This window comes from Galenea microaerophila (genome assembly GCF_054657255.1).
Genome location: NZ_BAAHWZ010000002.1, coordinates 190093 through 206593, shown reverse-complemented (window position 1 = coordinate 206593; position 16501 = coordinate 190093). Strand labels below are relative to the sequence as shown.

Below are 16501 nucleotides of genomic sequence, written 5' to 3'. Positions count from 1 at the left end.
GCTTTCGGGCGAATTACAGCCGCATGGGCATAATCACATGCTGACATTGACAGCACGCATCTTCACTCTCAATCAAGCAGCTGCTATTGGCATCTTTGAATTTCAACGCTACTTCCTCTTGCGGGAAGACATTGAGGACATCTAGCAGATAGTTGACATTAAAGCCAATTTCCATGGGCGCCCCTTGATAATCGACCACCATATCTTCATGCGACTCTTCTTGCTCAGTATTTTGCGCATGCACGGTGAGTAAATTTTCCGCCAACACTAATCGCACGCCCTTAAATTTATCATTGGAGAGAATGGCCGCGCGTTGTAATAGGCTTTTTAGCAGGTCGCGTTGAGTGACCAGCGTTTGGTCATTGTCTGCTGGAATCACGCGACGATAATCTGGGAAGCGTCCATCGACCAGTTTACAGGTAAAGGTGGTGTCTTCGAGTTGAACGGTTAAGTAATTTTGTGCCAGAGCCATTTCGACCAGGGTCTCTTCATCCTGCAACAGTTTTTGCAGTTCCAGTACGCCTTTACGGGGCATAATCGCTTGCGAAGCGGGCAGATCTTCCACCGCAAGTTGTGTGGCGCAGGTAGAGAGACGGTGGCCATCTGTTGCGACCACACGTAGTTGACTGCCTTGAATATCAAACAGCATGCCGTTGAGATAGAAGCGAACATCTTGTGCAGCCATTGCAAAAGCGGTTCGGTGGATCAGAGATTTGAGCTGGTGTTGTGAAAGCGCAAAAGAGAGCACCACTTGACTCAAATCAATCGTGGGGAAGTCTTCGGCAGGCAGGGTCGAAAGCTTAAAGCGTGAACGTCCTGCTGCGAGTTCGCATCGCCCCTCTTCAAATTGCATGACGACCGTTAAGCCTTCTGGTAAGGAACGAACAATGGTGAGTAATTTGATGGCCGGAAGTGTGGTGGCAAAGTCACCATCACTGCTTTCTAATTCGGTTTGCGCTCGAGTTTCAATTTCTAAATCTGAGGCAGTCAGAGTGAGGGTCTGATTGTGCACTTCAAGCAGCACATTTCCGAGAATGGGCATGGTTTGACGTTTTTCCACCACACCGCTCACTTTTTGCAGCGCTTTAAGCAGATTTTCACGAGAGAGGCTAATTTTCATGTCAAGTCCCTTTTGGCATATTGGCAAAGTTACGTAGTGATTATACGGATTAAACTGTTAAAGTCTTCATCAATCCGGTGATCTTCTTCCCGTAATTTATTAATTTGGCGCACCGCATGGAGGACGGTGGTGTGATCGCGACCCCCAAAAGCGTCGCCAATTTCAGGCAGACTGTGATTCGTCAGCTCTTTGGCGATCGCCATTGCCATCTGCCGTGGACGTGCCACATTGCGCGAACGGCGTTTGGACAAGATATCGGCGACGCGAATTTTGTAGTAATCGGCAACGGTTTTTTGGATATTTTCCAGCGTAATCATCTTTTGCTGTAAGGCTAGCAAATCTTTCAATGCCTCCTTGACCAATTCCACGCTTAAGGGTTTCTGTACAAATTGAGCGTAGGCGGAAACTCGACGTAGGGCGCCTTCAAGGTCACGGACATTGCCGCGCAGTCGCTTGGCAAGGAAAAAGGCGACCTCATCCGGCATCATTAAGCCAAATTCTGACGCTTTTTTCATTAAGATGGCAACGCGCATCTCAAACTCTGGCGGCTCTACTTGGATGGTGAGCCCCCAGCCAAAACGGGATTTTAAACGATCTTCTAAACCATCCACCTCTTTGGGGAAACGGTCACTGGTGAGAATCACCTGCTTATTGCCTTCTAACAAGGTATTAAAGGTATGGAAAAACTCTTCTTGTGATTGATCTTTATTAGCAAAGAATTGAATGTCATCAATGAGCAGCGCATCGAGTGAGCGATAGAAACGCTTAAATTCATCAATCTTATTGTGTCGTAATGCATTGACCATATCGGCCACAAAACGTTCAGAATGCAGATAAACGACGCGTGCATTGGGATTTTTCCGCAGCAGTTCATTGCCGATGGCTTGCATTAAGTGCGTTTTCCCCAAGCCGACGCCTCCGTAGATAAAGAAGGGATTGTAACTGCCGCCAGGGTTTTCAGAAACCTGACGTGCGGCGGCGGCGGCCAGTTGGTTGGCCTTCCCTTCCACAAAGGTATCAAAGGTGAAGTTGGGATTTAGGTTGTGTTTAATCTGTTTTTTGTTTTCTGCCTGTTGGGGTTTAGGCTGGGCGGTCTGTAACGGTTGGGGAACGGTCGGCTCGGGCTCTTCCACCAGATTCATAGCATAGTCGCCAATCTCAAATTTGATTTCAGGCGTATTCAGCGGAGCAGCTTCTTGCACCGCTTGTTGAATTTTATCGACGAGCTTTTTCTCTACCCAATCCAAAATAAAACTCGATGGCGCCAGCAGACGGATGGTGTTCTCTTCCTCAATGGCTTGTAGAGGACGAATCCAAGTATGAAACTGCTGATCATTCAGCTCACTTTCTAAATTTTGTAAGGCTTTTGGCCAAAGAGAGGCGGTCATAAACTGTCAATGTTTGCATGATTGTGGGAATGCCAACATTATACTCTGAAAGGCTGTGTATAACTTTGAAAAATAGCGAATGCCTGTGGATAACTTTTAGGATAACTCTGTGTGGAAGGCGGTTATTTGGTGTCTAAGATATTGATTTATAAGGCGATAAAAATAATTTCAAAAAGTGAATAAAATTAAGGACATGACTCACGCTTACCAGGGGGATCAAGTGAGTCAAATCCATAGAGACTGAAATGGTGTGGCCTTATTTGGAAAAAAAGAACATCTTAATGGCCAAAATAATCAGGAGTAGACCTAAGAGGCGTTTCAGTTGGTTGGCAGGGAGTTTATGCGCCAGCTTGGCTCCCAGTGGCGCAGTAAAATAGCTCATCACCACTATGCCAAAAAAGGCGGGGAGATAGATATAGCCCCAAGCGCCGGGCGGAAGGTCTTGGGCATGTAAGCCGGCCAGTATAAAACCAAAGGTTCCGGCAGCAGCGATAGGGAAACTGCAAGCCGCGGCAATGGCAATAGCATTGTGGGGTTTGATGTTATTCCAAATCAGATAGGGGGTGACAAGCGCGCCACCGCCAATCCCGACTAAAGAGGCCAGTGCACCAATCATAAAACCGGCGACTGTATTGCCTACAGGTCCAGGCAGCTCTCGGTGCGGACTGGGTTTAATATTGGCCAACATATAGAGCGCAATCAACAGTTCAAAGACGGCAAAGATTTTTCCTAAGGTAGCAGAATCAAAAAACTGTGAACCCCAACCGCCTAAAAAGCCGCCTGCAAACATGCCTACGGTTAGAAGTTTGACAATATCCCAATTCACCGCCCCCTGTTTGTGGTGAGCACGAACCGAAGCAAAGGAGGTGACGAGAATGGTGGCTAAAGAGGTCCCGATTGCAAGATGAACAATATCCTCAACCCCAACTAGGTAATGGGCAAAAACCATGGTGAGAATCGGCACAATAATTAAGCCGCCGCCAATCCCGAGCAGGCCCGCCAAAAAGCCAACGACGCCACCAGTAACCAGATAAATTAACAGTTCATTTATATCAATCATAGACATAGAAAAGAGGCTCATTCAAAATAGGCCTATTGTATGCGAAATGGCGTGGATAAAAAATGAAAGCAGTGTGACAGTTGTTATTGGGGTTCATTTGTCTCTGCTTTCTTTGTGAGTGTTTGTTGTAAGCGTAGGATCTCTTCACGTTTGAGGCGATGATCCAAAAATGGCTTAAGACGATAACGCTTATCCCGGAACAGAAAATGATAAAGCGTATAGCCCGCGGTCATGGCAATCACAATACTGCTGCTGATCAGTTCATGCGGATGATGAATGGCATTATATCCGACCAAAATAATGGTAGCGGATAGAGTGGTTACAAAACCCAGCCCAGCAATCCAACGACGGCTGTGCGTCTCTTTGGCCAAGCGATAATTGGCTAAATTGACTAAGGTAAAAATGATTAAAAAGCCCATGCTGCCCGCGATCGAAATATTGGCGACATTGAAACTGGTGGCAAAAAGTGCACTGATAACGCCCAAAATAATCATGCTCATAAAGCCATTTTTCACTTTTTGCTCAAAGATTTCCGGAATTTCACCCAGTCGAGCGACCAGTAAGGCCATTCGTCCGCCGCCATAGAGAGTGGCATTAATAGCAGAAGCGGTCGAGATTAACGCAGCAATCCCAATTAAAACAAAGCCGGTATGACCTAAAAAGGGTTCAGCTGCAATGGCTAATACATAGTCTTGGGCTTGTTTGGCCTGCTCAAAACTGACATTCCCCACGGTGACAATGGCGATGGTCACATAGAGCACAATGACAAAAATCACTGCGCTGTAATAGGCGCGAGGGAGGTTCTTTTGCGGCTCTTTGACATCACGTGCCGCATTGGCAATCAGCTCAAACCCTTCGTAGCCTAAAAAAATGATTAAGCCTCCCGTGAGGATATTCAGTAGCGGCGCCCATTTATCGGGGGTCATTTGCGCCCATTGTGTCGTGGAAAGGCCGAGCGCAATAAACAATAGCAGAATGGCCACCTTAGAAAACACCAAAATATCTTCGGCTTTACCGGTTAAAAAAGCGCCTAAAAGATTAATGAAAACAAAAACAGCGATGACACTGGCAGAGAGTATTTTGGGCACCCAAGGGTCATTTTCGTAACCATAAAGTGCCGCACCATAGCTGCCAAAGGCAAAGGCATATAGGGACAACATAATGATATAACTCATCACCAGAAGGCTATTCACAAAAGTGCTAAATGAACCATTGCCAAAAGCGCGCACGATAAATTCTGTGGTCCCCCCTTCAGAAGGATAGCGCAAAGAGAGTTTGACATAGGAGTAGGTGGTGATCAAGGCGATGAGGCCTGCGAAGGCGAATGCCAAGGGGGCTCCGCCTTTGGCCAAGTCAATACTGAGCCCCAATACGGCAAAAATGCCCCCTCCCACCATGCCACCGACACCGATGCTGAAAGCTTCAATCAAACCAATTTTTCTGGCCATTTTTCCCCCTAAATTTTTTGACATTTATTATAATCCCTTAAGTGTAGATAAGGGTTGTTTTTTTAGTAGTTTATCTATATAATGCCGGATTCGATTTTGAATAGAACTCCCAAATTTAAGGACTCAAATCATGAAGCGTACATTTCAACCCAGTACTCTAAAACGTGCTCGTACGCACGGTTTCCGTGCTCGTATGGCGACTAAAAACGGTCGTAAAGTGATTGCGGCTCGTCGTGCAAAAGGACGCAAGCGTCTAACCCCTTAGTCTTCGGCATTGTTTTTAACACAATGGCGATCAATGCGTCCCCTTCTGAACAGCAGGCAGAGTCTATCTGCCTGGACTGTCCGGATTTCCCCAAGGCCAATCGGCTACTCTCTCCTAAAGAATTTCAACAGGTTTTTGCAAAAGCAAAAAAGTATGCCAATCGGCATTGGACCTTTATTGTGCGTCCAAATGAACTGTCTTATCCTCGATTGGGTTTGGCAATCGCCAAAAAACAGTTGCCGAAAGCGGTGTGGCGTAATCGGATAAAAAGAATTGCTAGAGAGACATTTCGTCAACATAAAGTCGAGCTGGCAGGGTATGATATTGTGGTTTTGACGCGGCGCGGTATGGAACAGGTGGACAGTGACACGCTGGTGCGCAGCTTTTTACATTTAATTCGAAAAATTGCTAAGGAATCAGAATAGCATGAATATGAGATCATTTTGGTGGTTGGCTTTGGGCTTTACCCTTTTATGGATTTGGATGGAATGGAGCCAGTTTTCGGCACAAAAAAGTCTGGAAGCCCAAAAAATGCAGGCGCAAACGACAGAGGTGCCGGCTGCGCAGTCAGCTCCGCAAAGTCAAACCCAAGCGGATGTGCCAATGGCGGCCAATTCTGATAAGCCCTCGGTGCAGAGCGTTCCGAGTACGCAACCAACGGCGCCTTCTAAACAGCGTATTCATGTCAAAACCGATGTATTAGCCGTCGAGATTGACACTTATGGTGGGGATATTCGTAAGGTTGATCTGCTTAAGTATGGGGCTTCTAATGATCGCAATCAACCGTTCCAATTGATGGGTGATCAAGGACAGATGTATTATGTTGCCCAAAACGGGATTGCTAAGCTGCCAGATGCCAAGCTGCCTGCGCCGACCCATAAAGATGTCTATAAAGCTCAAAAAGTGAACTATACATTGCATGGCAACACCTTAACTGTGCCTTTAGTGTGGGAAAAAGCGGGAGTCAAAGTGACCAAAACCTACACCTTCACTCAGGGTGAATATACGGTTAAACTGGACTATAAAGTCGAAAATAATAGCGATAAACCTTGGTCAGGAAGTCTTTACTCGCAACTGGTGCGTAACCGTTATGACCCTGATCATAATAGTTTTATGTATACCTATACCGGCCCTGTTATTTATGACCCGCTTGCCGAAGACAAATATGTCAAACACCCTTTCGATGAATTAGATAAGCAGCCAGTGTCGGTGAATACCCAAGGGGGTTGGGTGGCGATGATCCAGCACTACTTTATCTCTGCGGCGATTCCTCATCAAGATCAGAAAAACATGCTCTATGCCAAAGCGCTGGGCGAAGGAAAATATGCGGCAGGGGTGGTGCAACCTGTGGTGACCATTCCGCCTCAACAGTCAGCTGACTTAAATTCTGAACTCTATCTTGGACCGATTATTCAGGACAAGCTTGCTCAAATTGCCCCGGGGCTAGAACGAACCGTTGATTATGGTGTTTTGACCTTTATTGCGGAACCCATTTTCTGGCTGTTGGAAAAAATTCATAATGTGGTCGGCAACTGGGGATGGTCGATTATTCTGTTGACGATTTTGATCAAGCTTTTGTTCTATAAGCTTTCAGAGGCGAGCTATCGCTCTATGGCGAAAATGAAAAAATTCTCGCCGAAATTGAAACAGCTGAAAGAGAACTATGGCGACAATAAAGAGCTGTTCCAGAAGAAAATGATGGAGCTGTATAGAGAGGAAAAGATCAATCCTCTCGGGGGTTGTTTGCCAATTCTGGTGCAGATGCCCGTCTTTATTGCGCTCTACTGGGTGCTGCTCTATTCAGCTGAAATGCGTCAAGCGCCTTGGATTGGGTGGATTCAGGATCTCTCAAGTCCGGATCCTTACTATATCCTGCCGGTGATTATGGGTGTGACCATGTATATCCAGCAGAAGCTAAACCCATCCGATATGATGGATGAGATGCAGCAGAAAGTTATGCGCCTGTTGCCGTTTATCTTTACCATTTTCTTTGCCTTCTTCCCAGCTGGATTGGTGTTGTACTGGGTGGTGAACAATATCCTTTCCGTGGCGCAGCAGTGGTATATTACGCGTAAAATTGAGAAAGGCGAAGCCGCCAAATAGAGGAGCGAACTTAAATGCAAATCAGTTATCAAAAGCCCGGTAAAGACCATCCGATGTATGGCAAAGTGGACTTTATTGTGGCCGATGGCACTCAGCCTTTATGTTACAAAACGGAAAATGGCTATCTGCCGCTGGAAAACGCAGGCGCAGCCGCTATCCAAGCAGCAGAGCCTAAGGTCGAAACGAAGCCCTTGTATGTTTTGTCTTTTAAAATCAATGATGAACCTGAAGAGATGACCTTCACGTCTAAGAAGAAGCATGACAAGGCCAAGGCGGCTTTGGAAGCTAAAGGCTATGTGACCGATTTGAAGACCACCACCTATCAGGTATTGGTCTAAGCACTGATTTAACAATGACTTCAGAGACAATTGCCGCCATTGCGACACCGCCCGGACGCGGCGGCGTCGGGGTTGTGCGGGTGTCAGGTCCCGAAGTGCCTCGCATCGCTCAGGCACTCTTACACACTTTGCCTCAACCGCGCTATGCCCATTATGGCCCTTTTTATGGGACAGAAGATCAAATCCTTGATCAAGGCATTGCCCTCTATTTTGCCGCCCCGCACTCATTTACCGGCGAACATGTGTTAGAGCTGCAGGCGCATGGTGGTCCCATTGTCCTGCAATGGTTACTTGAGGCGGTTGTGGCGCAAGGTGCACGACTGGCTGAGCCAGGTGAGTTTTCTAAACAAGCTTTTCTTAATGACAAGCTCGATTTAGCGCAAGCGGAAGCGATTGCAGACTTAATTGATGCCAGCTCTGAACAGGCGGCGCGCTCAGCCTTACGCTCCTTGCAAGGCGATTTTTCGACTCAAATTAATGCTTTAGTTGAAGATTTAATCGCTCTGCGTACTTATGTGGAGGCGGCCATCGACTTTCCTGAAGAGGAGATTGATTTTCTGTCGGACGGTAAGGTGGCGGGTCAATTGCAGGAGATTCTTGATCAATTGCGCCAAATAATGAAAACCGCACAGCAAGGGGTGCTGCTGCGAGAAGGCATGTCTGTGGTGATTCTCGGTCGTCCCAATGCGGGGAAATCCAGTCTGCTCAATGCACTCTCTGGCCGGGAAACGGCGATTGTTACAGATGTTGCCGGCACGACGCGTGATATTGTTAAAGAAGAGATTCAAATTGATGGCATGCCCCTGCATATTTTAGATACTGCGGGGCTGCGCGAAGCGACTGATGCCGTAGAACAGATTGGTATAGCGCGCGCTTGGCAAGCTCTGGAGCAAGCGGATCGCGTTTTAGTGGTCTTGCAAGCCGGTGAAGCCATTCATCCTGAGGACCAAGCGATTTTAGATCAGCTGCCGGATGAACTACCGGTCACCTTGATTCGCAATAAGATTGATTTAATAGAGATGTCGCCTAAAATCGAAACCGATGCGCAAGGACGAACCATCATTTGGCTCTCCGCTAAGCACCGCCAAGGGTTGGATCTACTCAAACAGCACCTGAAGCGTGAGATGGGGTATGCCCAAACCACCGAAGGGGTTTTTATGGCCCGCAAACGTCATTTAGAAGCACTACAAACTGCTTTACACTTCATTGAAACAGGCCAACAGCAGCTTGAAGCCTATGCGGCAGGCGAATTGCTAGCGGAAGACCTACGACAAGCGCAGCATGCGCTCTCTGAAATTACCGGCCGCTTCACTTCTGATGACCTGCTCGGCAAAATCTTTACCTCCTTTTGTATTGGAAAGTAAAATTCTGATCTATCCTTGTTCAATGCTTTAAGAATTCCGTTAAGTGAAGGATTGTTCTGTCTAAATTTTAGGCAGGACTGGGGAAATTGGAAAAAAATTGGAAAATCGTGTGAAAATTGAAATTGAATTGACAGGTTTGACTCATGATGGACGTGGCGTTGGCGTTTTGTCAGGTAAAAAAGTCTTTGTTGCTGGAGGATTGCCTAAAGAGCGGGTGCTGGCCCAGATTGTCAACCGAGAGGCGAGCTTCGATGAGGCTGAGCTGATTGAGGTTTTGCACCCTTCGCCAGAGCGCGTCTCTCCTCAATGTGCTTTGTATGGCGTTTGTGGTGGCTGTCAATTGCAGCATCTTTCGCCAGAAGGACAGCGCGAATGGAAAATGCGCAACTTTATCCAACCGTTATTGAGTGCCGTTCAACCCAAACAATGTGAAGTGGTGCCGCCTTTGGTGGGCGAAGCTTATGGCTATCGTCGGCGAGCCAAGTGGGTGTTGGCGCGAGATGCAGTAGATAAAGCGCAAAAGTTGGGCTTTCGCCGTTTACACAGCACTCGGTTGGTGGATGTGCCCAGCTGCCCAGTGTTGACAGAATCTATGAACAGCGTCTTGGCAGAGGTACGTCCCAACTTAATCCCACTTGCCAGTCGTAAAGAGCGTACCTGTGTGGAAGTGGCCGCTGACAATGGCGTATTCTGGCAGGGAGAGGAGGAACTGCCTCTTACGCAAATGGACGCGCAGCCTTATTATCGGCTACAAGATTTGCAGCTGTTTTTTCAACCCAGTGAATTTGTTCAGGTGAATGCGCTGGTCAATCAGAAGATGGTGGTTCAAGCTTTAGAGTGGTTGCAACTTAAAAAGTCAGATAAGGTGTTGGATCTGTTTTGTGGGATTGGTAACTTTACATTGCCGCTGGCTAAAGATGCTGGCACAGTGGTAGGAGTGGAAGGGCTGGCCGATTTGGTGACGCAAGCGCACAAGAATGCCCAAATCAATCAATTGCATGAGGTGGCGTTTTATCAAGCAGATTTGTTTGCTGAGGATTTTCAATACGCGCCGTGGTTTAAAGCACAACAATATGACGCCATCTTGCTCGATCCCGGCCGTCCAGGTGCTAAACAGGTGTGTGAAGTGTTGGGACAGCTACAAGCGCAGCGCATTGTCTATGTCTCCTGTCATGTGGCGACTTTGATTCGCGATGTAAAAATTTTAGCGCAACAAGGGTATGAATTGGTGAAGGCGGGGATGGTGGATATGTTCCCGCAAACCTATCACACGGAGGCTATGGTCTTATTGCAAAAACGCAAAGCGAAAAAACCTCGACCCAATAAACGCATTTTTAGAATGTAAGCAGGGCTTTGAACGAGGTGACGCCACAGCTAAAAATGGCTACAATTGCCCGAGTCGTCGTTGGAAAATATTCAAAGGTTATATCATGGAAAATCGTCCTGAACAGAGTCTGCTCGGTAAAGAGAGCCCTTATTGTCATCAGTATGATCCCAGTCTACTGTTTCCGATTCCTCGACAGCAGAAGCGGACAGAATTAGGCATTGCAGAAAATGAATTGCCTTTTCATGGGGTGGATGTGTGGACGGCCTATGAGCTCTCTTGGCTGAATGAACAAGGTAAGCCGGAAGCGCGCATGGCGCAGTTTACTTTTGCAGCGGATTCCCCCAATTTGATAGAGTCTAAATCGTTTAAACTCTATCTGAATAGTCTGAATGGCACGCACTTTGGCAGTGAAAATGATGTCATCCGCCATTTAGAGTTAGATTTAACGCAAGCCTGTGGCGCACCGGTGCGTGTAGAAATGATTTCACTGGAGACGCCACAAACCTTGATTGCGCATCCGCCGCATGCCAAGTGTTTGGACGATTTGCCGATTGAGGTCTCTCATTATCAGGTCAAACCCGACTTGCTTCAGGCGCAACCGCATCTACCGAAAGTGGGTGAGCGGCTCTATTCACACCTGCTCAAATCTAACTGTTTGGTAACCGGCCAGCCTGATTGGGGGACAGTGGTGATTGAGTATGAAGGCGCGCCCATTCGACATGATCATCTACTGGCCTATATTGTCTCATTCCGAGAGCATAATGAATTTCATGAGCAGTGTGTAGAGCGTATTTTTACCGATATCTTAACGATTTGTCAGCCAGAAAAACTATTGGTGTATGCGCGCTATGTTCGTCGGGGCGGGTTGGATATTAACCCCTATCGAGCCAACTTTGAGGTGACATTTGATTTAAGCCGATTGGTGCGCCAATAGCGCCATGCTATAATAAATTCTTTTAATTTGGATTTGGTATATAAAGTGGACGGAAGTTTTTTGCGTTATGATGTGATTGTAGTCGGTGGCGGTCATGCGGGGACCGAGGCGGCGTTAGCGGCTGCACGCATGGGGGCAAAAACACTTTTGTTGACCCATAATATCGATACGCTTGGCCAGATGTCTTGCAATCCCGCCATTGGTGGCATTGGTAAAGGCCATTTGGTTAGAGAGGTGGATGCCTTAGGCGGAGCGATGGCGTTGGCGATTGATGAGGCTGGGATTCAGTTTCGCACCTTAAATGCTTCCAAAGGCCCTGCTGTCCGTGCCACTCGGGCACAAGCGGATCGTCTGCTTTATCGCCAAGCGATCCGTACCCGATTAGAAAACCAAGTCAACCTCTCGCTCTTTCAGCAGGCGGTAGAAGATGTCCTTTTGGAAGGGGATGAGGTAGCAGGCGTGGTCACCAAAATGGGCTTGAAATTCTATGCCCGTCAAGTCATTTTATCCGCCGGCACTTTTTTAGCGGGTCGGATTCATATTGGTATGCAAAACTACGAAGGCGGGCGTGCGGGCGATGAGCCGGCAAATCGTTTGGCTGCCCGTTTGCGTGAGCTGGATTTACCGGTTGGACGATTGAAAACCGGGACGCCACCGCGGATAGATGCACGGACCGTCGATTTTGAGGCGATGCAAATTCAGCCGGGAGACGACCCAGAACCGGTGTTCTCTTTTATGGGACGTCGTTCCATGCACCCCAAACAGATTCCTTGTTATATCACTCATACGAATGAGCAAACGCGTGAAGCGATTATGAGCTCGTTGGATAAGTCCCCGCTGTTTACAGGGGTGATCGATGGAGTCGGTCCACGCTATTGTCCATCGATTGAAGACAAGATGGTGCGTTTTGCCGATAAGCCGTCTCATCAGGTGTTTATTGAGCCGGAAGGTCTGACCACCACTGAGCTCTATCCCAATGGGATTTCAACGAGCCTGCCTTTTGAAACTCAGGTGCAGATTGTGCATTCGTTGAAAGGGATGGAACATGCACGGATTCTGCGTCCAGGTTATGCGATTGAATATGATTATTTTGATCCAAGAGGGCTCAAACCGACGCTGGAGACCCAGATTCACGGTCTCTATTTTGCTGGCCAAATCAATGGTACCACCGGTTATGAAGAGGCGGCGGCACAAGGCTTATTGGCCGGCATTAATGCCGCTCGACGGGCGCAGTTAAAGTCTCCTTGGTATCCACGACGAGATGAGGCCTATATTGGGGTCTTGGTGGATGATTTGATTACTTTGGGCACCAATGAGCCTTATCGCATGTTTACTTCACGCGCTGAATACCGATTAATGCTGCGGGAAGACAATGCGGATCAGCGGCTAACACCGATTGGACGAGAGCTTGGGCTGGTGGACGATGCTCGCTGGTTGGCGTTTGAAAGCAAAATGGAAGCGTTTGAGCGTGAGAAGCAGCGTTTAATGGACACTTGGATCTATCCGCAACACGAGGAAGCGAAAAAAGCGGAAGCTTTAATGGAGCTGCCACTTAGCAAAGAGCAGACGCTGTTTGATTTGCTGAAACGCCCCAAGGTCACCTATCAAGCGTTGTCGGAGTTGGAACTGTTTCAGCAAGAGCTGGATGAAACGCTGGATGAGAAGGTGATTGAGCAGTTGGAGATTGAGGCGAAATATGCCGGTTATATTACCCGCCAGCTGCAAGAGATTGAAAAATTAAAGCGTTCAGAAGCGGTCAAAATTCCGGAGGATTTTGATTTAGACCAGGTGAGTGGTTTGTCTAATGAGGTTAAACAGAAGATTCGTGATCATAAACCCGCAACGCTTGGGCAGGCGTCTCGCATTTCTGGTGTGACTCCAGCAGCCATTTCGCTGTTATTGATCTATTTGAAGAAGCACCGTTCAATGGCTGCCAAAGAGGGAGCGTAACCGCGTGCAGCAGCTTTTTTCCGACAAACTTGAACAAGCCAGTGAACAGTTAGGGATTGCGCTCTCTCCCCAGCAACAGGCGCAGCTGTTACAGTATTTAGCACTCTTGCAAAAATGGAATCAAACCTATAATCTGACTGCGATTCGAGAGCCAGAAGAGATGTTGGTCAAGCATATTATTGATAGCTTGACGGTGGTGCCGCATCTGCAGTTTGAGCGCATGATTGATGTCGGAACAGGCGGCGGACTGCCAGGGGTGGTTTTGGCGATTATGTTCCCAGAAAAGCAGGTGGATATGCTGGACAGTAATCATAAAAAAACCCGTTTTTTGGTGCAGGCAAAAGGGGTGTTAGGATTGCAAAATAGTCAAATTCACCATTGTCGTGTCGAAACCTATCAACCTGAAATACTTTATGACGGCATTATTTCGCGCGCCTTTGCACGTATTGAGGAGATGGTGCACTGGACACAGCACCTGCTGGCTAAAGAGGGATTTTGGTGGGCGATGAAAGGTCAAAAAGAGACCGAAGATTTAACGCAATTAGAGGGTGTAGAAGTGGTGCAAGTGATCCCTTTAAAGGTGCCATTTTTATCCGCAGAGCGAACATTAATTCAGCTAAAAGAGAAGACGCATGGGTAGAGTCATTGCTGTGGCAAACCAAAAAGGCGGTGTCGGCAAAACCACCACCGCCGTGAACTTGGCAGCGTCTTTTGCACGCCTTGGGAAAAAGACCTTGTTAATTGATTTGGACCCACAAGGCAATGCCACCGTGGCGTTGGGATTAGAAAAAGATGCGTTAGAACAAACCATCTATGATGTGCTGCTGGGTGAGTGTAAAATGGCGCAAGCCATCGTGTTGGATGAGGTTTCGGGGGTTGCCATTGTGGGCGCTAATGGGGACTTGACAGCGGCTGAAGTCACCTTAACTGAGGATGAGAATGGTACCGGTCGTCTGCGGAAAGCGCTGAAAAAAATCCGTAAAAAATATGATGCGGTTTTAATCGATTGTCCCCCCACACTGAATATGCTGACGCTGAACGCCTTAACCGCTGCGGATGGATTATTGGTGCCGGTGCAGTGTGAATATTTTGCGTTAGAGGGCGTTTCGGCATTGATGGATACTGTGGAAGTGGTGCAAGAAAACCTGAACCCTGATCTGTTTATGGATGGTCTGTTGCGAACCATGCATGACCGCCGTAATAATTTGGCGAATGATGTGTCGAACGAGTTGGTGGCGCACTTTGGGATGAAGGTATTACAAACCATTATTCCGCGAAATGTGCGTTTGGCTGAAGCACCCAGTTATGGGGAATCGATTCTGGAATATGATGCCAAATCCAATGGGGCAACGGCCTATTTAGCGCTGGCCAATGAGCTGATTCGTAAGCACAAAATTTAAAGGATAAACCATGGCAAAAAAACGAAGTGGGATGGGTAAACGCGGCTTAAGTGCACTGATTGAAGGTAAGCAGAAAGCTGAAAAGCAAATCCATGAGGCGCGCGTCGAAAAACTACCGATTACGGCCATTCAACCGGGGATTTACCAGCCTCGTCAGCAGTTTGAAGAAACGGCTTTACAGGACCTGGCGGAATCCATTAAGCAGCAAGGATTGGTGCAGCCGATAGTGGTTAAGCCAATGGCTAATGAACAGTATGAAATTATTGCAGGTGAGCGGCGCTGGCGTGCTGCGAAAATGGCCGGCTTGGAAACGGTGCCTGTTATTATTCGCCAAGCGGATAATCAAGAAACCATTGCCATGGCGTTGATAGAGAATATCCAACGAGAAGATCTAAATCCCATTGAAACTGCGATGGGATTGAAGCGCTTTATGCAAGAGTTTGAGCTGACGCAAAAAGAGGTGGCAGAAGCGGTTGGTCGTTCGCGAACAGGCGTGACCAATCTCTTGCGACTGTTAAAGTTGCCACAATCGATTCAAGATGCACTGCATCACGGTGAACTCACTATGGGGCATGCGCGTGCCATTATCACTTTACCTGAAAATTTGCAGCTAGAAATTGTGGAGAAGATTCTTCAGCGTGGCTGGTCGGTGCGAGAAACTGAGGCTTATGTACAAAATTTATTGGTGCCGACAAAAGGCAAAGTGAAAAAGGCTAATAAGCCTCAACTGCCTGATCATTTGCAACAGCAACAGCAACGATTAAGTGAACAGTTGGGCCATCCCATCAAAATTAATCATCGTCCAACAGGAAAAGGTAAAATTGAAATTGCTTACGATTCGGAAGAATCTTTACAAACACTCTTGAAATCGCTCGTTGAAAAATAAAATTCAAACTTTCATTAACAGCATATTGTGGTATTGACATTGAGCGGCAACAAGATGTGGGTAAGATTGCATAAAACAACGAAGTCGTGCCTAAAAAGGCCGGTAAAAGGGTGGTAATTTACAGGATTAACCGGTATCATTATTGACCGTTTAACCTATTCAGTTTGCAATTTTTTGTAAACGGCGAGAGAGAAAACTTGAGTAAAGAACCGAAAAGAGTAGAGGTGGATGCATCCGGTCGAAGATTGGATGATGTGGAACAGAAAAAAAAGCCTCTATTGAATTTTATCCTAATGGGGGCAGGTTCGGTTTTTACCTCCATGATTGTGGCCGGGTTTATTCTCGGGTATCTATTGGATACTTTGTTTGAAACCCAACCCATTTTTATTCTCTCTTGTGGGGTATTGGGATTTATTGGCGGGATTCTTAAGGTCCACGAGTTATTGAATAAAATGGATCTCGTCGAGACAGAAAAGAAAGCCCTGAAAACCATAGAAAGTGGCCGGGTGCCGCTCACAGAAATGCAGCAGAAGACAGCAAAAAATGAAAAGTAATTTGGCACAAAAGCCACTGAAGATTCAGCTGTTTCTAGGATTGGTAATGGTGGCGATATTCGCCACACAACAGCTCTGGTTAGATGCCTTATATGGGGTTTTTTTGGGGCTGGCAAATGTTGGCATGTTGGCATTGACCTTTAAGGCGGCCAACCATAAAGCGAAAACAGATGCTAAACAGGGCGTCATGATTTTATATTTGAGTGCAGTAATCAGATTTATTCTGCTTGCTGTGTTATTTGTTATTGGGCTGGCGTGGTTGAAGATGAACCCGATGGCTGTGGTGCTCACTTTTGTCGTGATGCAGCTCGGCCAGATGGCGAATCTTCATGGAAAGCGTCGTTTGACTGATTAAGGAGTAGGA

At 47.2% G+C, this 16501-nt stretch carries 17 protein-coding genes; 13 read left to right on the top strand and 4 right to left on the bottom strand.

Annotated elements, in window-relative coordinates; genetic code table 11:
- Positions 1-13 precede the first annotated feature (13 nt).
- From dnaN to ACYQ05_RS06295, 4 genes are all read right to left on the bottom strand, one after another.
- Positions 14-1120 (bottom strand): DNA polymerase III subunit beta, encoded by a 1107-nt coding sequence (dnaN, locus tag ACYQ05_RS06310; RefSeq protein WP_459819398.1) that lies wholly within the window; start codon positions 1118-1120, stop codon positions 14-16.
- A gap of 29 nt (positions 1121-1149) precedes the next feature.
- A complete protein-coding gene (gene dnaA / locus ACYQ05_RS06305; protein WP_459819396.1) occupies positions 1150-2508 on the bottom strand; it encodes a chromosomal replication initiator protein DnaA in 1359 nt (452 codons plus the stop codon).
- Positions 2509-2764: 256 nt separating this feature from the next.
- Entirely contained in the window at positions 2765-3574 is an 810-nt protein-coding gene (locus tag ACYQ05_RS06300) for a sulfite exporter TauE/SafE family protein (RefSeq protein ID WP_459819394.1), read from the bottom strand.
- 77 nt (positions 3575-3651) lie between these two features.
- Entirely contained in the window at positions 3652-5040 is a 1389-nt protein-coding gene (locus tag ACYQ05_RS06295) for an APC family permease (RefSeq protein WP_459819392.1), read from the bottom strand.
- A 106-nt stretch (positions 5041-5146) separates the two neighbouring features.
- Between ACYQ05_RS06295 and rpmH the strand changes: the two genes are divergently transcribed.
- From rpmH to ACYQ05_RS06230, 13 genes are all read left to right on the top strand, one after another.
- Positions 5147-5281 carry a 50S ribosomal protein L34 gene (rpmH, locus tag ACYQ05_RS06290; protein ID WP_459819390.1) on the top strand — a complete coding sequence of 45 codons (135 nt, stop codon included), beginning with the start codon at positions 5147-5149 and terminating at the stop codon, positions 5279-5281.
- Positions 5282-5304: 23 nt separating this feature from the next.
- Entirely contained in the window at positions 5305-5706 is a 402-nt protein-coding gene (rnpA, locus tag ACYQ05_RS06285; protein WP_459819389.1) for a ribonuclease P protein component, read from the top strand.
- 1 nt (position 5707) lies between these two features.
- Positions 5708-7384, top strand: a complete 1677-nt coding sequence (gene yidC / locus ACYQ05_RS06280) for a membrane protein insertase YidC (protein ID WP_459819387.1) — start codon at positions 5708-5710, stop codon at positions 7382-7384.
- A 14-nt stretch (positions 7385-7398) separates the two neighbouring features.
- Entirely contained in the window at positions 7399-7722 is a 324-nt protein-coding gene (locus tag ACYQ05_RS06275) for a hypothetical protein (protein ID WP_459819385.1), read from the top strand.
- Between the two features lie 14 nt (positions 7723-7736).
- Complete coding sequence (gene mnmE, locus ACYQ05_RS06270; protein ID WP_459819383.1) at positions 7737-9086, top strand: tRNA uridine-5-carboxymethylaminomethyl(34) synthesis GTPase MnmE; 1350 nt, start codon at positions 7737-7739, stop codon at positions 9084-9086.
- Between the two features lie 97 nt (positions 9087-9183).
- The gene (rlmD, locus tag ACYQ05_RS06265; RefSeq protein ID WP_459819381.1) at positions 9184-10431 is read left to right on the top strand and encodes a 23S rRNA (uracil(1939)-C(5))-methyltransferase RlmD; all 1248 of its coding nucleotides are present in this window, start codon (positions 9184-9186) and stop codon (positions 10429-10431) included.
- An 85-nt stretch (positions 10432-10516) separates the two neighbouring features.
- Positions 10517-11347, top strand: a complete 831-nt coding sequence (gene queF, locus ACYQ05_RS06260) for an NADPH-dependent 7-cyano-7-deazaguanine reductase QueF (RefSeq protein WP_459819379.1) — start codon at positions 10517-10519, stop codon at positions 11345-11347.
- A gap of 45 nt (positions 11348-11392) precedes the next feature.
- Positions 11393-13297 carry a tRNA uridine-5-carboxymethylaminomethyl(34) synthesis enzyme MnmG gene (gene mnmG, locus ACYQ05_RS06255; protein WP_459819377.1) on the top strand — a complete coding sequence of 635 codons (1905 nt, stop codon included), beginning with the start codon at positions 11393-11395 and terminating at the stop codon, positions 13295-13297.
- 4 nt (positions 13298-13301) lie between these two features.
- Positions 13302-13937, top strand: coding sequence for a 16S rRNA (guanine(527)-N(7))-methyltransferase RsmG (rsmG, locus tag ACYQ05_RS06250; RefSeq protein ID WP_459819375.1), 636 nt, complete (start codon positions 13302-13304; stop codon positions 13935-13937).
- On the top strand, positions 13930-14697 hold the full coding sequence (locus ACYQ05_RS06245; RefSeq protein ID WP_459819373.1) for a ParA family protein: 768 nt from the start codon (positions 13930-13932) through the stop codon (positions 14695-14697). The genes rsmG and ACYQ05_RS06245 overlap by 8 nt, the downstream gene beginning before the upstream one ends.
- 10 nt (positions 14698-14707) lie before the next feature.
- Positions 14708-15583 (top strand): ParB/RepB/Spo0J family partition protein, encoded by an 876-nt coding sequence (locus ACYQ05_RS06240; protein WP_459819371.1) that lies wholly within the window; start codon positions 14708-14710, stop codon positions 15581-15583.
- A 197-nt stretch (positions 15584-15780) separates the two neighbouring features.
- Positions 15781-16137, top strand: coding sequence for an AtpZ/AtpI family protein (locus ACYQ05_RS06235; RefSeq protein WP_459819369.1), 357 nt, complete (start codon positions 15781-15783; stop codon positions 16135-16137).
- A complete protein-coding gene (locus tag ACYQ05_RS06230) occupies positions 16127-16492 on the top strand; it encodes an ATP synthase subunit I (RefSeq protein WP_459819367.1) in 366 nt (121 codons plus the stop codon). Before ACYQ05_RS06235 ends, ACYQ05_RS06230 begins: the two co-directional genes overlap by 11 nt.
- Positions 16493-16501: the final 9 nt, after the last annotated feature.

Coding starts and splice junctions, on each gene's coding strand:
- dnaN (WP_459819398.1), bottom strand. CDS start 1,120: ATGAAAATTAGCCTCTCTCGTGAAAATCTGCTTAAAGCGCTGCAAAAA.
- dnaA (WP_459819396.1), bottom strand. CDS start 2,508: ATGACCGCCTCTCTTTGGCCAAAAGCCTTACAAAATTTAGAAAGTGAG.
- ACYQ05_RS06300 (WP_459819394.1), bottom strand. CDS start 3,574: ATGTCTATGATTGATATAAATGAACTGTTAATTTATCTGGTTACTGGT.
- ACYQ05_RS06295 (WP_459819392.1), bottom strand. CDS start 5,040: ATGTCAAAAAATTTAGGGGGAAAAATGGCCAGAAAAATTGGTTTGATT.
- rpmH (WP_459819390.1), top strand. CDS start 5,147: ATGAAGCGTACATTTCAACCCAGTACTCTAAAACGTGCTCGTACGCAC.
- rnpA (WP_459819389.1), top strand. CDS start 5,305: ATGGCGATCAATGCGTCCCCTTCTGAACAGCAGGCAGAGTCTATCTGC.
- yidC (WP_459819387.1), top strand. CDS start 5,708: ATGAATATGAGATCATTTTGGTGGTTGGCTTTGGGCTTTACCCTTTTA.
- ACYQ05_RS06275 (WP_459819385.1), top strand. CDS start 7,399: ATGCAAATCAGTTATCAAAAGCCCGGTAAAGACCATCCGATGTATGGC.
- mnmE (WP_459819383.1), top strand. CDS start 7,737: ATGACTTCAGAGACAATTGCCGCCATTGCGACACCGCCCGGACGCGGC.
- queF (WP_459819379.1), top strand. CDS start 10,517: ATGGAAAATCGTCCTGAACAGAGTCTGCTCGGTAAAGAGAGCCCTTAT.
- ACYQ05_RS06245 (WP_459819373.1), top strand. CDS start 13,930: ATGGGTAGAGTCATTGCTGTGGCAAACCAAAAAGGCGGTGTCGGCAAA.
- ACYQ05_RS06240 (WP_459819371.1), top strand. CDS start 14,708: ATGGCAAAAAAACGAAGTGGGATGGGTAAACGCGGCTTAAGTGCACTG.
- ACYQ05_RS06230 (WP_459819367.1), top strand. CDS start 16,127: ATGAAAAGTAATTTGGCACAAAAGCCACTGAAGATTCAGCTGTTTCTA.